This window comes from Streptomyces sp. NPDC003393, from assembly GCF_053589015.1.
The window spans coordinates 132,044-147,767 of sequence record NZ_JBSFRB010000002.1 but is presented as its reverse complement, the minus strand read 5'-3'; the positions used below and the strand labels follow the sequence as shown (position 1 = coordinate 147,767).

The following is a 15,724-nucleotide window of genomic DNA, read 5'->3' as shown; positions in this document are numbered from 1 at the left end:
GCACCAAGGGACCCCACATGACGATCAAGGTCGTACGAGGCAACCCCACCCCCGAGGAGCTCGCCGCCGCCCTGGCGGTGGTCAGGGCCCGCGCCGCGGCGGCGGCCGCCCCGCCGTCCGGCGCGCCCGGCCCGAGGGACTCCTGGGCCGACCCGTCCCGCATCGCCGCCCACCGCGTCCCGCGGCCGGGTCCGGCCTCCTGGGCGCGCACCTACTGGCCCGCCTGAGCCGTCTCACCGCGGCGCGGTCCGGCCGACTTGAGTACGCGTACTCAGGCGCCGGACCGGCCCGCCGCAGCACCATCGGGAAATGCTGTGGTCCGACCCCGAGAACGAGCCGCCGAAAGAGCTGCGCGACATGCAGGCGATGCTGCGTCGGCTGGGCGTTCTCATGGCGTTGGCCATGGTGCTGGTGATGTTCGTGATCGGAGTGAGGTGAGCCCCGCGCCCGCATGGATACTCTGACCGCATGACTGACCAGCCGCGCCGCCGCCTCGTTCTCGCCTCGAAGTCCCCCGCCCGGCTCGGGCTGCTCCGGCAGGCCGGGATGGATCCCGAGGTGGTCGTGAGCGGGGTGGACGAGGACGCGGTCACCGCCCCCGCCCCCGCCGAACTGGCGCTGGCGCTGGCCGAGGCGAAGGCCTCCGTCGTGGCGGCGAGGCCGGAGATCCGGGGCGCCCTGGTGATCGGCTGCGACTCGGTGCTCGACCTGGACGGCCAGGCGCTCGGCAAGCCCGCCGACGCCGAGGAGGCGACGGCCCGCTGGAAGGCGATGCGCGGCCGGGCCGGAACCCTCCAGACCGGCCACAGCATCTGGGACACGGCGAGCGGACGGCACACCTCCGCGGTCGCGTCCACGGTGGTGCACTTCGGCGAGCCGACGGACGAGGAGATCGCCGCGTACGTCGCCTCGGGCGAGCCCCTCTACGTGGCCGGCGCCTTCACCCTGGACGGCCGCTCGGCCCCCTTCATCGACCGCATCGACGGCGACCACGGCAACGTCATCGGCATCAGCATGCCCCTGGTGCGCCGGCTGCTGGCCGATCTGGGCGTCGCGATCACCGAGCTGTGGTCGCCGGCCGACGGCGACTGACGAGGCTCAGGAGGCGCTGGGTTCCCCCGGAGGGGCGACCGGCGGGACGGGAGCGGGCGTGCCGCTCTTCGGGGCGCCCTCGGGGCCGTCCGGCCCGTCGGCGGACGCGGTCTCCTCGCGGTCGTACGTCATCAGCAGCAGCACGATGAGCGCGAGCACGACGACCATGAACAGGAACGCCGGCCAGCCCATCGGCCCCCACGCGAAGGCGCCCAGCAGCCCGTGCACCACGGCCGCGCTGATCAGCAGGATCCGTCCGGCCCCGGCCGGACGGCGGCCCCGCACCGCGACGAGCAGCGCGGCGAGGCCGCACAGGGCGAAGTAGAGGCCGAAGACCACCCCGGCGACCTTCGACGAGGTCGACATCACGTTCGGGTCCAGGCCGGCGAGGGACATCTTCTGCCGGTGGACGACCACTCCGAGGAACCAGTTCACCGCGGCGAGACCGAGCGCCTCGACGAAGAGCACGACCGCCACGATCCACGCCACCGGTCTGCGCACCACCGGTCCCACCCACTTTCGCCTGTTTCGCCTACCACGCCGCGCCAGGAAGCCCTGTTACCGCGAGTACTGTCCGGACATCGCGAACGCTACTAACGGGTAAACCTCGGGACAAGGGTCGTGCAGGGGTCGCGCGAGGGCCGGTCGAGTGGCAAAGAATCATTGGGCCATTCGTAGGGACTCCACAAAGAAACCAAGTGGGCCGCAGCACGCTCTCACAGAGACCTTGACCACATCAGCGGGCTAGGGTTTCCGGGAGGAACCCTGCGTACCAAGGTGCGACAAGGGGTTTCGCGGGTCGAGCGCGCCTCGAATCACGCTCCGTGTGGGCAAGCTCACCATTGGGGACGGGTCGAAGTGCCGTGTCGGCAGTCCCTAAACTCGGCTTGTTTCAAGGAGGGAGCCTCAATCGTGCGCAAGGTGCTCATCGCCAACCGTGGCGAAATCGCTGTCCGCGTTGCCCGGGCCTGCCGGGACGCCGGGATCGCGAGCGTGGCCGTCTACGCCGACCCCGACCGGGACGCTCTGCACGTCCGCGCCGCGGATGAGGCGTTCGCCCTGGGCGGTGACACCCCCGCCACCAGCTACCTGGACATCGACAAGGTGCTCAAGGCCGCCAAGGAGTCCGGCGCCGACGCCATCCACCCCGGCTACGGCTTCCTCTCCGAGAACGCCGACTTCGCCCAGGCCGTCCTGGACGCCGGTCTGATCTGGATCGGCCCCCCGCCGCAGGCCATCCGCGACCTCGGCGACAAGGTCGCCGCCCGCCACATCGCCCAGCGCGCCGGCGCCCCCCTGGTCGCCGGCACCTCCGACCCGGTCTCCGGCGCCGAGGAGGTCGTCGCCTTCGCCCGCGAGCACGGCCTGCCGATCGCCATCAAGGCCGCCTTCGGCGGCGGCGGCCGCGGTCTGAAGGTCGCCCGGACCCTGGAAGAAGTCCCCGAGCTGTACGAGTCCGCCGTGCGCGAGGCGGTGGCGGCCTTCGGCCGCGGCGAGTGCTTCGTCGAGCGCTACCTCGACCGCCCCCGCCACGTGGAGACCCAGTGCCTGGCGGACAAGCACGGCAACGTGGTCGTCGTCTCCACCCGTGACTGCTCGCTCCAGCGCCGCCACCAGAAGCTGGTCGAGGAGGCCCCGGCCCCGTTCCTGTCCGAGGCGCAGACCGCCGAGCTCTACCGCGCCTCCAAGGCCATCCTGACGGAGGCCGGCTACGAGGGCGCCGGCACCTGCGAGTTCCTCGTCGGCCAGGACGGCACCATCTCCTTCCTGGAGGTCAACACCCGCCTCCAGGTCGAGCACCCGGTCACCGAGGAGGTCGCCGGCATCGACCTCGTCCGCGAGATGTTCCGCATCGCCGACGGCGAGGAGCTGGGCTACGACGACCCGGAGCTGCGCGGCCACTCCTTCGAGTTCCGCATCAACGGCGAGGACCCCGGCCGCAACTTCCTCCCCGCCCCGGGCACGGTGACGAAGTTCGCCGCGCCCTCCGGCCCGGGCGTGCGCCTGGACGCCGGCGTGGAGACCGGCAGCGTCATCGGCCCGGCCTGGGACTCCCTGCTGGCCAAGCTGATCGTGACGGGCCGCACCCGCGCGGAGGCCCTTCAGCGCGCCGCCCGCGCGCTGGACGAGTTCCAGGTCGAGGGCATGGCCACGGCCATCCCGTTCCACCGCGTGGTCGTACGGGACCCCGCCTTCGCGCCCGAGCTGACCGGCTCCAGCGCCCCCTTCACAGTCCACACCCGCTGGATCGAGACCGAGTTCGTCAACGACATCAAGCCCTTCGCCGCCCCCGCCGACACCGAGGCGGAGGAGGAGCTGGGCCGCGAGACGGTCGTCGTGGAGGTCGGCGGCAAGCGCCTTGAGGTCTCCCTGCCCACCTCCCTGGGCATGAGCCTGGCCCGCACCGGTCTGGCCGCCGGCGCCAAGCCCAAGCGCCGCGCCGCGAAGAAGTCCGGCCCCGTCGCCTCCGGCGACACCCTCGCCTCCCCCATGCAGGGCACCATCGTCAAGGTCGCCGTCGAGGAGGGCCAGGAGGTCAAGGAGGGCGACCTGGTCGTCGTCCTGGAGGCCATGAAGATGGAACAGCCCCTCAACGCCCACAAGGCCGGCACCATCAAGGGCCTGACCGCCGAGGTCGGCGCCTCCATCACCTCCGGCGCCTCCATCTGCGACATCAAGGACTGACCGCGCCAGCCCCGTGAGGCGCCCGGCCACCCCGCCGGGCGCCTCACTGCTGCATGTCCGTGAGGCGCCGCGCGGGCCCTGCGCCCACCCGGCAATCCCGGCTTCCGCCGCTCGCCGCGACCGCCGGGCCCGCAACCGCCGGTCCTTGCGACCGTGAGGACGGAGCGCCAGGCCCGCGACCGCTGCTCCCGCGACCAGCCAGGCTTGCAAGCGCCGGTCCTCGTGACCGTCAGGCTCCGTGACCGCCGGTCCTCCGGCCCGCGGCCCCGTGCTCAGCGCCTCCGCAGATCCGCCACCCGGGCGGCCCGCTCTGCCCGGTCCGGGCCCGGTTGTTCGCCCGTCAGAGGGGTCGAGCGGAGGGTGGCGGTCGGGGTGCCGAGCTGGCCGCGGCGGGGGCCGGGGACGGGGACGTCACGACGGCGGTCGGTGCGGGACGGGGGGTGGTCGCCCACCGGGTTTCCCATCGCGCCGGCCACGGCGATCTGGACGCCCTGGTCCGCCAGGGCCTGGAGTTCGGTGGCCGCCCGGTCGTCGTGGACCGGAGGCTCGTCCGTCACCAGGCGGGTGATGAGCTCGGTCGGAACCGTCTGGAACATGGTGTCCGCGCCGAGCTTGGTGTGGTCGGCGAGGACCACGACCTCCGCGGCGGCCTGGACGAGGGCGCGGTCGACGGAGGCCGACAGCATGTTGGACGTGGACAGGCCCCGCTCGGCCGTCAGGCCGCTCCCGGAGAGGAAGGCCCGCGACACCCGCAGGCCCTGGAGCGACTGCTCGGCTCCCGACCCGACGAGGGCGTAGTTGGAGCCGCGGAGAGTGCCGCCGGTCATCACGACCTCGACGCGGTTGGCGTGGGCCAGCGCCTGGGCCACCAGCAGGGAGTTGGTCACGACGGTCAGGCCGGGCACCCGGGCCAGCCGGCGCGCCAGCTCCTGCGTGGTCGTACCCGCTCCGACCACGATGGCCTCGCCCTCTTCGACGAGACCCGCGGCGAGGTCGGCGATGGCCGTCTTCTCGGCCGTCGCGAGATGCGACTTCTGCGGGAAGCCGGACTCGCGGGTGAACCCGCCCGGCAGTACCGCCCCGCCGTGCCGGCGGTCGAGGAGTCCTTCTGCCTCCAGTGCGCGCACGTCCCGCCGTACGGTCACTTCGGAGGTCTGGACGACGCGGGCGAGTTCACGGAGCGACACGGCACCGTTCGCTCGCACCATTTCGAGGATCAGTTGGCGACGTTCAGCAGCGAACACGAAACTGACAGTAACCCCAGCGACCGTCTGGTTTCAGCAGTTTGCGCCGAATAACAGAAGTTGTTCGCACGCCAGGGACAGAAGTGGTATAGAGCCACAACTCCCCGTGACCGGCGGGGAGTCGGAACCGGACGTCAGACCTCGGCCGCCGTCTTGCGCGTGTGCAGCTGACGGGCCACCTCGGCGATCGACCCCGAAAGGGAGGGGTACACGGTGAACGCGTTTGCGATCTGTTCGACCGTCATATTGTTGTCGACGGCGATCGAGATGGGGTGGATGAGTTCCGAGGCGCGCGGCGCGACGACCACACCGCCGACCACGATGCCGGTGCCCGGACGGCAGAAGATCTTGACGAAGCCGTCCCGGATGCCCTGCATCTTGGCGCGCGGGTTGCGCAGCAGCGGCAGCTTCACGCAGCGGGCGTCGATCTTTCCGGCGTCCACGTCGGCCTGGCTGTAGCCGACGGTGGCGATCTCGGGGTCGGTGAAGACGTTGGCGGAGACGGTCTTCAGGTTCAGCGGGGCCACCGCGTCGCCGAGGAAGTGGTACACGGCGATACGTCCCTGCATCGCCGCCACGGAGGCCAGCGCGAGCACTCCGGTCACGTCACCGGCCGCGTACACGCCGGGAGCCGTCGTGCGCGACACCTTGTCGGTCCAGATGTGACCGGAATCGCGCAGCCTGACGCCGGCCTCCTCCAGCCCCATCCCGGCGGTGTTGGGGATGGAGCCGACGGCCATCAGGCAGTGCGTGCCGGTGATGACCCGGCCGTCCGACAGGGTCACCTCCACCCGGTCGCCGACCCGCTTGGCCGCCGCGGCGCGCGACCGGGACATCACGTTCATGCCGCGCCGCCGGAAGACGTCCTCCAGCACCGCCGCCGCGTCCGGGTCCTCACCCGGCAGCACCCGGTCCCGGGAGGACACCAGCGTGACCTTGGACCCCAGCGCCTGGTACGCCCCGGCGAACTCGGCGCCGGTGACGCCGGAGCCGACCACGATGAGCTCCTCGGGCAGCTCGGTGAGGTCGTAGACCTGGGTCCAGGTGAGGATGCGCTCGCCGTCGGGCTGGGCGTCCGGCAGCTCGCGCGGGTGACCGCCGGTGGCGATGAGCACGGCGTCGGCGGTGAGCGTCTCCTCGCTGCCGTCCGCCGCGGTGACGACGACCTTGCGCGACCCGTCCAGGGACTGCGTGCCCTCCAGCCGTCCCCGCCCGCGCACGACCCGCGCGCCGGCCCGCGTCACGGAGGCGGTGATGTCGTGCGACTGGGCGAGCGCCAGCCGCTTCACACGGCGGTTGACCTTGCCCAGGTCGACACCCACCACCCGGGCGTTCTGCTCCTGGGGCGGCGTGTCGTCGGCGACGATGATCCCCAGCTCCTCGTACGAGGAGTCGAAGGTGGTCATCACCTCGGCCGTCGCGATGAGGGTCTTCGACGGCACGCAGTCGGTCAGCACCGACGCCCCGCCCAGACCGTCGCAGTCGACGACGGTCACCTCCGCGCCGAGCTGCGCGGCCACCAGCGCCGCTTCATATCCGCCGGGTCCGCCACCAATGATCACGATCCGAGTCACGTACTCCATTGTCCCGCACCGTTCAAGGTGACACGTCCCGGGGGCCCAGCCGGACCCGTTCTGTTACCTATGGGACGGATGAGGCGACCTCCGGGACGCACCCGCGGGGCGGATGAGTCCCTCGCGTCCCTGTCGTACCCTTCGACCCATGTCGCTCTATGCCGCCTACGCCGGCAATCTCGACGCGCGGCTGATGTCCCGCCGCGCCCCGCACTCGCCGTTGCGCGCAACGGGCTGGCTGAACGGCTGGCGGCTGACCTTCGGCGGCGAGCACATGGGCTGGGAGGGGGCACTGGCGACCCTCGTCGAGGACCCGATCTCCCAGGTCTTCGTGGCGCTCTACGACATCGCCCCGATGGACGAGGAGTCCCTCGACCGCTGGGAGGGCGTCGGCCTGGAGATCTACCGCCGTATGCGCGTACGCGTCCACACGCTCGACGGCGAGGAGCCCGCCTGGGTCTATGTCCTCAACGCCTACGAGGGCGGCCTGCCCTCCGCGCGCTACCTGGGCGAGATCGCGGACGCCGCGGAGTCGGCGGGCGCGCCGCACGACTATGTGATGGAGCTGCGCAAGCGTCCCTGCTGAGCCGGCCTCGCCCCCGACCAGGGCGTCGCCCCGCCGGCCCGCGATCCGTCCGCGGACGCGTCCCGGCTCATGGGCTCCATCCGGGACGTCCGGGACCCCTGCCCGGCGCGCGCCTTCGTGGGAAACGACAAGACAACGATCTCATTCCCGTGAGCGCCCTCATCTACGCGCGTAGGCCATTCCGGGCTACCCTCGTCACGTGAACGCATCTCTTCTTCCGGACGACATCCAGGGCGACCCCTACGCCGCCGCCGACGCCGCCGCCACCCGCCTGCGGGAACTCACGGGCGCGGAGACCCACGACGTCGCCCTCGTGATGGGCTCCGGCTGGGCACCTGCCGTCGACGCCCTGGGCGCCCCCGAGGCCGAGTTCCCGGTCACCGAGCTGCCCGGATTCCCGCCGCCGGCCGTCGAGGGCCACGGTGGCAGGATCCGCTCGTACACGATCGGTGAGAAGCGCGCCCTGGTCTTCCTCGGCCGGACCCACTACTACGAGGGCCGCGGTGTGGCCGCCGTCGCCCACGGGGTGCGCACGGCCGTCGCCGCCGGCTGCAAGACGATCGTGCTGACCAACGGCTGCGGCGGACTGCGCGAAGGCATGCGTCCGGGCCGGCCGGTCCTGATCAGCGACCACATCAATCTGACCGCCACCTCCCCGATCGTCGGCGCCAACTTCGTCGACCTGACCGACCTCTACTCCCCCCGCCTGCGGGCCCTGTGCAAGGAGGTCGACCCCACCCTGGAGGAGGGCGTCTACGCCCAGTTCCCCGGCCCGCACTACGAGACGCCGGCAGAGATCCGCATGGCCCGCGTGATCGGCGCGGACCTGGTGGGCATGTCCACCGTCCTGGAGGCGATCGCCGCCCGCGAGGCCGGCGCGGAGGTCCTCGGCATCTCGCTGGTGACCAACCTCGCGGCCGGCATGACCGGCGAGCCCCTCAACCACGAGGAGGTCCTCCAGGCGGGCCGCGACTCCGCCACCCGCATGGGCTCGCTGCTGGCCCAGGTCCTGGACCGCCTGTAGGACGGCACACGGGCCGACGGCGCCGCACGCGCGTCCCGGCGGCAGGAGGGCCGCGAGCGTACGGCGGGAGGCCCTGGGGGTGCGTCCACAGCCCGCCGCGCAGGGCCGGATCCGGTCCGGCCGACCGGACGTTGGGCAGTATGTCCGTGTGCGGCGGCCGGCCGCGGCCCCCGACGCACGACGCACCGCGGACGACCGGCGCCGGCATCGACACCGGCCGCCGGAACAGCACCCCACCCCCACTCACACAACACCAGAGCACGAGAGGCTGACGGAAACGTGCACGACGACCTCATCGCACGGGCCAAGGCGTGGCTGGCCGAGGACCCCGACGCGGAGACCCGCGCGGAACTCGCCGAGCTCATCGACGCGGGGGACGTGAAGGAGCTCGCCGCGCGCTTCGCCGGCACCCTCCAGTTCGGCACCGCCGGCCTCCGCGGCGAACTCGGCGCGGGCCCCATGCGGATGAACCGTTCCGTGGTCATCCGCGCCGCCGCCGGCCTCGCCGCGTATCTGAAGAAGCAGGGGACCCCCCACGAGGACGGTACGGCCGGTTTGGTCGTCATCGGCTACGACGCCCGCCACAAGTCGGCGGACTTCGCCCGCGACACCGCCGCCGTCATGACGGGCGCCGGTCTGCGTGCGGCCGTGCTCCCCGGCCCGCTCCCCACCCCCGTGCTCGCCTTCGCCATCCGGCACCTCGGCGCGGTCGCCGGCGTGGAGGTCACCGCCAGCCACAACCCGCCCCGCGACAACGGGTACAAGGTCTACCTGGGCGACGGCTCGCAGATCGTCCCGCCCGCGGACGCGGACATCGCCGCCGAGATCGACGCGATCACCACGCTCACCGCCGTCCCCCGCCCGGAGACCGGCTGGGAGGTCCTGGACGACTCCGTCCTCGACGCCTACCTCGCCCGTACCGAGGCCGTCCTCGCCCCGGACTCCCCGCGCACGGCGCGCACCGTCTACACGGCGATGCACGGCGTCGGCAAGGACACCCTCCTCGCCGCGTTCGCCCGCGCGGGCTTCCCCGCCCCCGTGCTGGTCGCCGAGCAGGCCGACCCGGACCCGGACTTCCCCACGGTCGCGTTCCCCAACCCGGAGGAGCCGGGGGCGATGGACCTGGCCTTCGCCAGGGCCCGCGAGACCGATCCCGACCTGGTCATCGCCAACGACCCGGACGCGGACCGCTGCGCGGTGGCCGTGAAGGACGGCGCGGACTGGCGCATGCTCCGCGGCGACGAGGTCGGCGCGCTCCTCGCCGCCCACCTGGTCGCCCGCGGCGCGCGGGGCACCTTCGCGGAGTCGATCGTCTCCTCCTCGCTGCTCGGCCGGATCGCCGAGAAGGCGGGCCTGCCCTACGCCGAGACCCTCACCGGCTTCAAGTGGATCGCCCGCGTGGAGGGCCTGCGCTACGGCTACGAGGAGGCCCTCGGCTACTGCGTCGACCCGCAGGGCGTACGCGACAAGGACGGCATCACCGCCGCCCTGCTGATCACGGAACTGGCGTCCCGCCTCAAGGAGCAGGGCCGTACGCTCCTGGACCTGCTGGACGACCTCGCCGTGGAGCACGGCCTGCACGCCACCGGCCAGCTCTCGGTCCGCGTCCAGGACCTCTCGGTCATCTCCGACGCGATGCGGCGCCTGCGCGAGCGGCCCCCGGCCGCCCTCGCCGGGCTGACCGTGGAGTCCGCCGACGACCTGGAGCAGGGCTCGGCCGGCCTCCCGCCCACCGACGGGCTGCGCTACCGCCTGCGGGGGACCGGTCTGCCCTCCCCGGTGGAGTCGGCGCGGGTCGTGGTGCGCCCGTCGGGCACCGAGCCCAAGCTCAAGTGCTACCTGGAGGTGGTCGTCCCGGTCGCCGCCGCGGCCGAACTGACCGCCGCCCGCCACACCGCCGCCCAGGTACTGGCCGCGCTGCGCGAGGACATCGCGGCCGCGCTGGGCGTGGACGCGTGACAGTCGGGGCCTGACACCCGGTCCCGGTCCGGAACCCCGACGCGGGCTTCGGACCGGGACGCTGTCGGGACCGGCACCGGGACCCGTACCGGGATCGGGTGCGGGGCGTGGGATCGGACCGGACGCGGTGTGCGGTCACGGTCGCCCCGGCGGGTCCGGCCGGTGCGCGTGGGAGCGGTTCCACCAGAACCTTGACGCGAGCAGCCGACCCCTTTACGTTTCCGGGAGTTCGAGGCCAGCGCCGGGGGGTTGCGGCGCCGTCGCGCCGTGCGGCGGTCGACCGTCCGGCTTCCAAGGGGGAGAGGCCGATGCGACACACCCGAACCACCACCAGCCGCAGAACCGGCGCAACCGCCGCCCTGCTCTGCTCCGCCGTACTGCTCGCGTCCGGGTGCTCCTCGGGCGACAGCAGCTCCAAGGCCCAGGCCACGCCGCCCGACGACTACGGGTGCCTCACCCCGGCGCAGGCGTCGGCAGGCTCCATCACCATCGACAACGACGGCACTCCCCTCGACGCCTATGTCGAGGGCGACGGCAAGGTGGGGATCGTCTTCTCCCACCAGCTCGGCAGCGACCTGTGCGAGTGGCTCGACTACTTCCCGCACTTCACCGAGCGCGGCTACCGGCTGATCGCCTTCACCATGGACGACTCCGATCCGACCGGCGTTCTGGCGGCGGCGCAGGAACTCGTCCACCGCGGCTCCCAGAAGGTCGTCCTGGTGGGCGGTTCCAAGGGCGGGACGGCGTCTCTGGCCGCCGCCGGGGATCCGGGACGGGTGAACGTCGCCGGAGTGGTGACCCTGAGCTCACCCCAGCAGTTCGGCGGCACCGACGCACTCGCCGCCGCCGGAAAGCTGAAGGTACCGGCGTTCTTCGCCGCCGAGTCGAACGACCTCCCGTACGCGGACGACATCCGCGGGCTGTACAAGGCCGACCACGACTCCGACAAGGTGCTCAAGGTCTACGACGGCGGGAACCACGGCGTGAGCATCCTGAAGAACGGCACCGCGCTGGCCGACGTGACCGCGTTCCTGGAGCGCTACGCCCCCGCCAACGGCTGAACCGAGGACCGACCGGCCGGCGGGCCGACCAGGCGGTCGCCCGGACCGCCGTGATTCCGCCGGCCGGACGCCGCGGCTGAGGCGTCGATGCCGTCGGCACGCGGTCGTGGCGGCCAGGGACGCCGTCGGACTCCCGACGGCGGGGCGCCGGTCCGGGCGGCGCGGATCAGGCTCCGGCAGCGCCCGGCGAGCCGACGGGCCTCAGCCCACCGCCAGCAGGATCGCCAGCACCACCGCGCCCGCCACGGCCGGACCGATGATCTCGTAGGCCCAGCGCACGCGCGCCTCGCCCTGGGCGCCCGCCGCGTTCTCGCGGGTCTCCTGGAGCTCGCGGAGGTCGGCCATGATCTGGTCGGTCTGCGCACGGATCGGCTCGCCCGCCCCCGCTTCGGCGCCCGCGGCGACGCCGGCGCGCCCGCCCCTGTCACCACGCTCGGCGGCTCGCGCCTCCTGCCGGGCGGCCCGCTTGCGTCCCCGGAGGGAGACCGGTATCGCCCAGAGCTGGTACTTGGCGCCGGACTTGGCGATCACCTCGTTGGAGTATCCGGAGCGCAGGACGGCGACCTGGCTCCAGGGCAGGACGATCACGCGGAAGGGGTTGCGGACGCGCAGCCGGTCGGCGTTGGCGTACACGGCCGGGCGGAGGGTGAAGGCGATCACGAGGGGCACGGCGAGGATCATCCCGGCCAGCGCCAGCCACGGGATGCGGCCCGATCCGGCGAACATCGCGTCGAAGCCCAGCCAGAGAATGATGGCGATCAGCAGGACACCGCCCGCGACGCCTCCGGAGGACCGGTGGACCCGGTCCTGGAACTCGGGGCCCGGTGGCTGCGGCGCGGGGGACTCGTGCTCGGTCGTCATGGCCCCGATTCTGCCCGACGGCCGCCCGCCGCGGAGCACGGGCCGGGCACGGCCTCGCCACGGACGCGACTCGGTCCCCCGTGGCGGGCGGGCTCCCTGTCCGGGGTTCCGGAGCCGGGCCCCTGAGCCGGCCCCGGGCCCCGGCTCCGCGTCTCGCCGCGCGCCCCGACGAAAACCGGGACTGTACAAGCCGCTACGCGCGTAGATATGCTCGCCTGGTGACCATGCCCACCACTGCACCCTCCGCACCCCGCGCGCGGGCTCTCTCCGACGTCACCGCGTCCGACAGCACGCTGCGCCGCTTCCTGCACGGGCTGCCCGGCGTCGACGCGGTCGGCCTGGAGGCCCGCGCCGCCTCGCTCGGGACCCGTTCCATCAAGACCACCGCGAAGGCGTACGCCATCGACCTCGCCATTTCGATGGTCGACCTGACGACGCTGGAAGGCGCGGACACCCCGGGCAAGGTCCGGGCGCTCGGCGCCAAGGCGGTCCACCCCGACCCGACGGACCGTACGACCCCCGCCACGGCCGCGGTCTGCGTCTACCCCGACATGGTGGCCGTCGCCAAGGAGGCCGTCGCCGGTTCGGGCGTGAAGGTCGCCTCGGTGGCCACCGCCTTCCCGGCCGGCCGCGTCGCCCTCGACGTCAAGCTGGCCGACGTGCGGGACGCCGTCGCCGCGGGCGCCGACGAGATCGACATGGTCATCGACCGCGGGGCGTTCCTCGCGGGCAAGTACCTGAAGGTGTACGACGAGATCGCCGCCGTGAGGGAGGTGTGCGGGACGTCCGCCCGGCTGAAGGTCATCTTCGAGACCGGTGAGCTGTCGACGTACGACAACATCCGCCGCGCCTCCTGGCTCGGCATGCTCGCCGGCGCCGACTTCATCAAGACCTCCACCGGCAAGGTCGCCGTCAACGCCACCCCCGCCAACACCCTGCTCATGCTGGAGGCGGTGCGGGACTTCCGTGCCCAGACCGGTGTCCAGGTCGGTGTGAAGCCGGCCGGCGGCATCCGCACCAGCAAGGACGCGATCAAGTTCCTGGTCCTGGTCAACGAGACCGTCGGCGAGGACTGGCTGGACAACCACTGGTTCCGCTTCGGCGCCTCCTCCCTGCTCAACGACCTGCTGATGCAGCGCCAGAAGCTGGCCACCGGCCGCTACTCCGGCCCCGACTACGTGACGGTGGACTGATCACCATGACCATCGAGAAGCGGTCTTCCGCATTCGACTACGCGCCGGCGCCCGAGTCCCGCTCGATCGTCGACATCGCCCCTTCCTACGGCCTGTTCATCGACGGCGAGTTCGCCGAGGCGGCCGACGGCAAGGTTTTCAAGACGGTCTCGCCCAGCACCGAGGAGGTGCTGTCCGAGGTCGCCCGGGCCGGCCAGGCGGACGTGGACCGCGCCGTGCAGGCCGCCCGCAAGGCCTTCGCGAAGTGGTCGGCGCTGCCCGGCTCCGAGCGCGCCAAGTACCTGTTCCGCATCGCCCGCATCATCCAGGAGCGCAGCCGTGAGCTGGCGGTCCTGGAGACGCTGGACAACGGCAAGCCGATCCGGGAGACCAGGGACGCCGACCTGCCCCTGGTGGCGGCGCACTTCTTCTACTACGCGGGCTGGGCCGACAAGCTGGAGCATGCTGGGTTCGGCCGGAGGACGACACATGGGCACAGCGGGCCGGAGCCGAAGCCGCTGGGCGTGGCCGGCCAGGTCATCCCCTGGAACTTCCCCCTGCTGATGCTGGCGTGGAAGATCGCCCCGGCGCTGGCGACCGGCAACACGGTCGTCCTCAAGCCCGCCGAGACCACCCCCCTGTCCGCGCTCTTCTTCGCCGACGTGTGCCGCCAGGCGGGCCTGCCGAAGGGTGTCGTCAACATCCTCACCGGCTACGGTGACGCGGGTGCCGCGCTCGTCGCGCACCCCGACGTGAACAAGGTCGCCTTCACCGGTTCCACCGCGGTGGGCAAGGAGATCGCCCGGACCGTCGCGGGCACCGGCAAGAAGCTCACCCTCGAACTGGGCGGCAAGGGCGCCAACATCGTCTTCGACGACGCCCCGATCGACCAGGCCGTCGAGGGCATCGTCACCGGCATCTTCTTCAACCAGGGCCAGGTCTGCTGTGCGGGCTCGCGGCTGCTGGTGCAGGAGTCGATCCACGACGAGCTGCTGGACTCCCTCAAGCGCCGCCTGTCCACGCTGCGCCTGGGCGACCCGATGGACAAGAACACCGACATCGGCGCGATCAACTCCGCCGAGCAGCTGGCCCGGATCACCGCGCTCGCCGAGCAGGGCGAGGCGGAGGGCGCCGAGCGCTGGTCCCCGGCCTGCGAACTGCCGTCGTCGGGCTACTGGTTCGCCCCGACGCTGTTCACGAACGTCACCCAGGCGCACACCATCGCCCGCGACGAGATCTTCGGCCCGGTGCTGTCGGTACTCACCTTCCGGACACCGGACGAGGCGGTCGCCAAGGCGAACAACACGCCGTACGGCCTCTCGGCCGGCATCTGGACCGAGAAGGGGTCGAGGATCCTCGCCGTCGCGAACAAGCTCCGCGCGGGCGTGATCTGGTCCAACACGTTCAACAAGTTCGACCCGACCTCGCCGTTCGGCGGCTACAAGGAGTCGGGCTTCGGCCGCGAGGGCGGCCGCCACGGCCTGGAGGCGTACCTCGATGTCTGACAAGACGGACAAGACCGAACCGCGGCTTTCGGTCTTCAAGACCTACAAGCTGTACGTGGGCGGGAAGTTCCCGCGTTCCGAGAGCGGCCGGGTGTACGAGGTGACCGACAAGAAGGGCAACTGGCTGGCGAACGTGCCCCTTTCGTCCCGCAAGGACGCCCGTGACGCGGTGGTGGCCGCGCGCAAGGCGTTCGGGGCGTGGTCGGGTGCGACCGCGTACAACCGGGGTCAGGTCCTCTACCGCGTCGCGGAGATGCTGGAGGGCCGGCGCGAGCAGTTCGTGCGCGAGGTCGGCGACGCCGAGGGCCTGGCGAAGGCGAAGGCCGCCGCGGTCGTGGACGCGGCGATCGACCGCTGGGTCTGGTACGCGGGCTGGACCGACAAGATCGCCCAGGTGGTGGGCGGCGGCAACCCGGTCGCCGGGCCGTTCTTCAACCTCTCCTCGCCCGAGCCGACCGGTGTCGTGACCGTCCTGGCCCCGCAGGAGTCGTCCTTCCTGGGCCTGGTGTCGGTGGTCGCCCCGGTGATCGCCACGGGCAACACCGCGATCGTGATCGCGAGCGAGAAGTCCCCGCTTCCGGCGCTTTCCCTCAGCGAGGTGCTGGCCACCTCCGACCTGCCCGGCGGGGTCGTCAACGTGCTGTCCGGCCGTACGGCGGAGATCGCGGCCCCGCTCGCCGCGCACCAGGACGTCAACGCGATCGACCTGGCGGGCGCCGGCGAAGAGCTGGCCAAGGAGCTGGAGATCGCGGCGGCCGACAACCTCAAGCGCGTACTGCGTCCACAGCCTGTGGATTTCTTCGCGACTCCGGGCATCGACCGCATGACCGCCTTCCTGGAGACCAAGACGGTCTGGCACCCGACGGGGGCGCTGGGCGCGTCGGGTTCGTCGTACTGACGGACCCGCCCACGCGGAGAGCCGCGGCTCCCCTCCGTCCGGGGGAGGCGCGGCTCTCTTCGT

15 protein-coding genes are annotated in these 15,724 nt (G+C 72.3%); 11 read left to right on the top strand and 4 right to left on the bottom strand.

Annotated elements, in window-relative coordinates:
- Positions 1 to 17 precede the first annotated feature (17 nt).
- The 3 genes from ACWDUZ_RS02705 to ACWDUZ_RS02695 all read left to right on the top strand — a co-directional run bounded on the left by ACWDUZ_RS02705 (position 18) and on the right by ACWDUZ_RS02695 (position 1,092).
- Positions 18 to 227: an acyl-CoA carboxylase epsilon subunit gene (locus tag ACWDUZ_RS02705; RefSeq protein WP_451629941.1), complete on the top strand. Its 210-nt coding sequence runs from the start codon at positions 18 to 20 to the stop codon at positions 225 to 227.
- Positions 228 to 309: 82 nt separating this feature from the next.
- Positions 310 to 438, top strand: a complete 129-nt coding sequence (gene mmpB, locus ACWDUZ_RS02700) for a morphogenic membrane protein MmpB (protein WP_451629940.1) — start codon at positions 310 to 312, stop codon at positions 436 to 438.
- Positions 439 to 468: 30 nt separating this feature from the next.
- Positions 469 to 1,092 (top strand): Maf family protein, encoded by a 624-nt coding sequence (locus ACWDUZ_RS02695; RefSeq protein WP_451629939.1) that lies wholly within the window; start codon positions 469 to 471, stop codon positions 1,090 to 1,092.
- A gap of 6 nt (positions 1,093 to 1,098) precedes the next feature.
- Here ACWDUZ_RS02695 and ACWDUZ_RS02690 read toward each other — a convergent pair whose 3' ends face one another.
- A complete protein-coding gene (locus ACWDUZ_RS02690) occupies positions 1,099 to 1,605 on the bottom strand; it encodes a hypothetical protein (protein WP_451629938.1) in 507 nt (168 codons plus the stop codon).
- A 399-nt stretch (positions 1,606 to 2,004) separates the two neighbouring features.
- Between ACWDUZ_RS02690 and ACWDUZ_RS02685 the strand changes: the two genes are divergently transcribed.
- Positions 2,005 to 3,777 carry an acetyl/propionyl/methylcrotonyl-CoA carboxylase subunit alpha gene (locus ACWDUZ_RS02685; RefSeq protein WP_451629937.1) on the top strand — a complete coding sequence of 591 codons (1,773 nt, stop codon included), beginning with the start codon at positions 2,005 to 2,007 and terminating at the stop codon, positions 3,775 to 3,777.
- Between the two features lie 272 nt (positions 3,778 to 4,049).
- On the opposite strand, the gene ACWDUZ_RS02680 is transcribed toward ACWDUZ_RS02685, so the two are convergent.
- Together ACWDUZ_RS02680 and ACWDUZ_RS02675 are read right to left on the bottom strand one after the other, a co-directional pair.
- A complete protein-coding gene (locus ACWDUZ_RS02680) occupies positions 4,050 to 4,985 on the bottom strand; it encodes a DeoR/GlpR family DNA-binding transcription regulator (RefSeq protein ID WP_451630173.1) in 936 nt (311 codons plus the stop codon).
- Positions 4,986 to 5,155: 170 nt separating this feature from the next.
- Positions 5,156 to 6,604 carry an NAD(P)H-quinone dehydrogenase gene (locus ACWDUZ_RS02675; RefSeq protein WP_451629936.1) on the bottom strand — a complete coding sequence of 483 codons (1,449 nt, stop codon included), beginning with the start codon at positions 6,602 to 6,604 and terminating at the stop codon, positions 5,156 to 5,158.
- Positions 6,605 to 6,743: 139 nt separating this feature from the next.
- Between ACWDUZ_RS02675 and ACWDUZ_RS02670 the strand changes: the two genes are divergently transcribed.
- From ACWDUZ_RS02670 to ACWDUZ_RS02655, 4 genes are all read left to right on the top strand, one after another.
- The gene (locus tag ACWDUZ_RS02670) at positions 6,744 to 7,181 is read left to right on the top strand and encodes a gamma-glutamylcyclotransferase (RefSeq protein WP_451629935.1); all 438 of its coding nucleotides are present in this window, start codon (positions 6,744 to 6,746) and stop codon (positions 7,179 to 7,181) included.
- A 199-nt stretch (positions 7,182 to 7,380) separates the two neighbouring features.
- The gene (locus ACWDUZ_RS02665) at positions 7,381 to 8,205 is read left to right on the top strand and encodes a purine-nucleoside phosphorylase (RefSeq protein WP_451629934.1); all 825 of its coding nucleotides are present in this window, start codon (positions 7,381 to 7,383) and stop codon (positions 8,203 to 8,205) included.
- 279 nt (positions 8,206 to 8,484) lie between these two features.
- On the top strand, positions 8,485 to 10,164 hold the full coding sequence (locus tag ACWDUZ_RS02660) for a phospho-sugar mutase (RefSeq protein ID WP_451629933.1): 1,680 nt from the start codon (positions 8,485 to 8,487) through the stop codon (positions 10,162 to 10,164).
- 308 nt (positions 10,165 to 10,472) lie between these two features.
- Positions 10,473 to 11,225: an alpha/beta hydrolase family protein gene (locus tag ACWDUZ_RS02655; protein ID WP_451629932.1), complete on the top strand. Its 753-nt coding sequence runs from the start codon at positions 10,473 to 10,475 to the stop codon at positions 11,223 to 11,225.
- A gap of 201 nt (positions 11,226 to 11,426) precedes the next feature.
- Here ACWDUZ_RS02655 and ACWDUZ_RS02650 read toward each other — a convergent pair whose 3' ends face one another.
- Positions 11,427 to 12,086 carry a PH domain-containing protein gene (locus ACWDUZ_RS02650; protein ID WP_451629931.1) on the bottom strand — a complete coding sequence of 220 codons (660 nt, stop codon included), beginning with the start codon at positions 12,084 to 12,086 and terminating at the stop codon, positions 11,427 to 11,429.
- 224 nt (positions 12,087 to 12,310) lie between these two features.
- Here ACWDUZ_RS02650 and deoC point away from each other — a divergent pair, with 224 nt between their 5' ends.
- From deoC to ACWDUZ_RS02635, 3 genes are read left to right on the top strand one after another with little or no spacing between them, the layout of a single operon-like run.
- Complete coding sequence (gene deoC / locus ACWDUZ_RS02645; protein ID WP_451629930.1) at positions 12,311 to 13,279, top strand: deoxyribose-phosphate aldolase; 969 nt, start codon at positions 12,311 to 12,313, stop codon at positions 13,277 to 13,279.
- A 5-nt stretch (positions 13,280 to 13,284) separates the two neighbouring features.
- Entirely contained in the window at positions 13,285 to 14,763 is a 1,479-nt protein-coding gene (locus ACWDUZ_RS02640) for an aldehyde dehydrogenase family protein (protein WP_451629929.1), read from the top strand.
- Complete coding sequence (locus tag ACWDUZ_RS02635; protein WP_451629928.1) at positions 14,756 to 15,661, top strand: aldehyde dehydrogenase family protein; 906 nt, start codon at positions 14,756 to 14,758, stop codon at positions 15,659 to 15,661. Before ACWDUZ_RS02640 ends, ACWDUZ_RS02635 begins: the two co-directional genes overlap by 8 nt.
- Positions 15,662 to 15,724 lie beyond the last annotated feature (63 nt).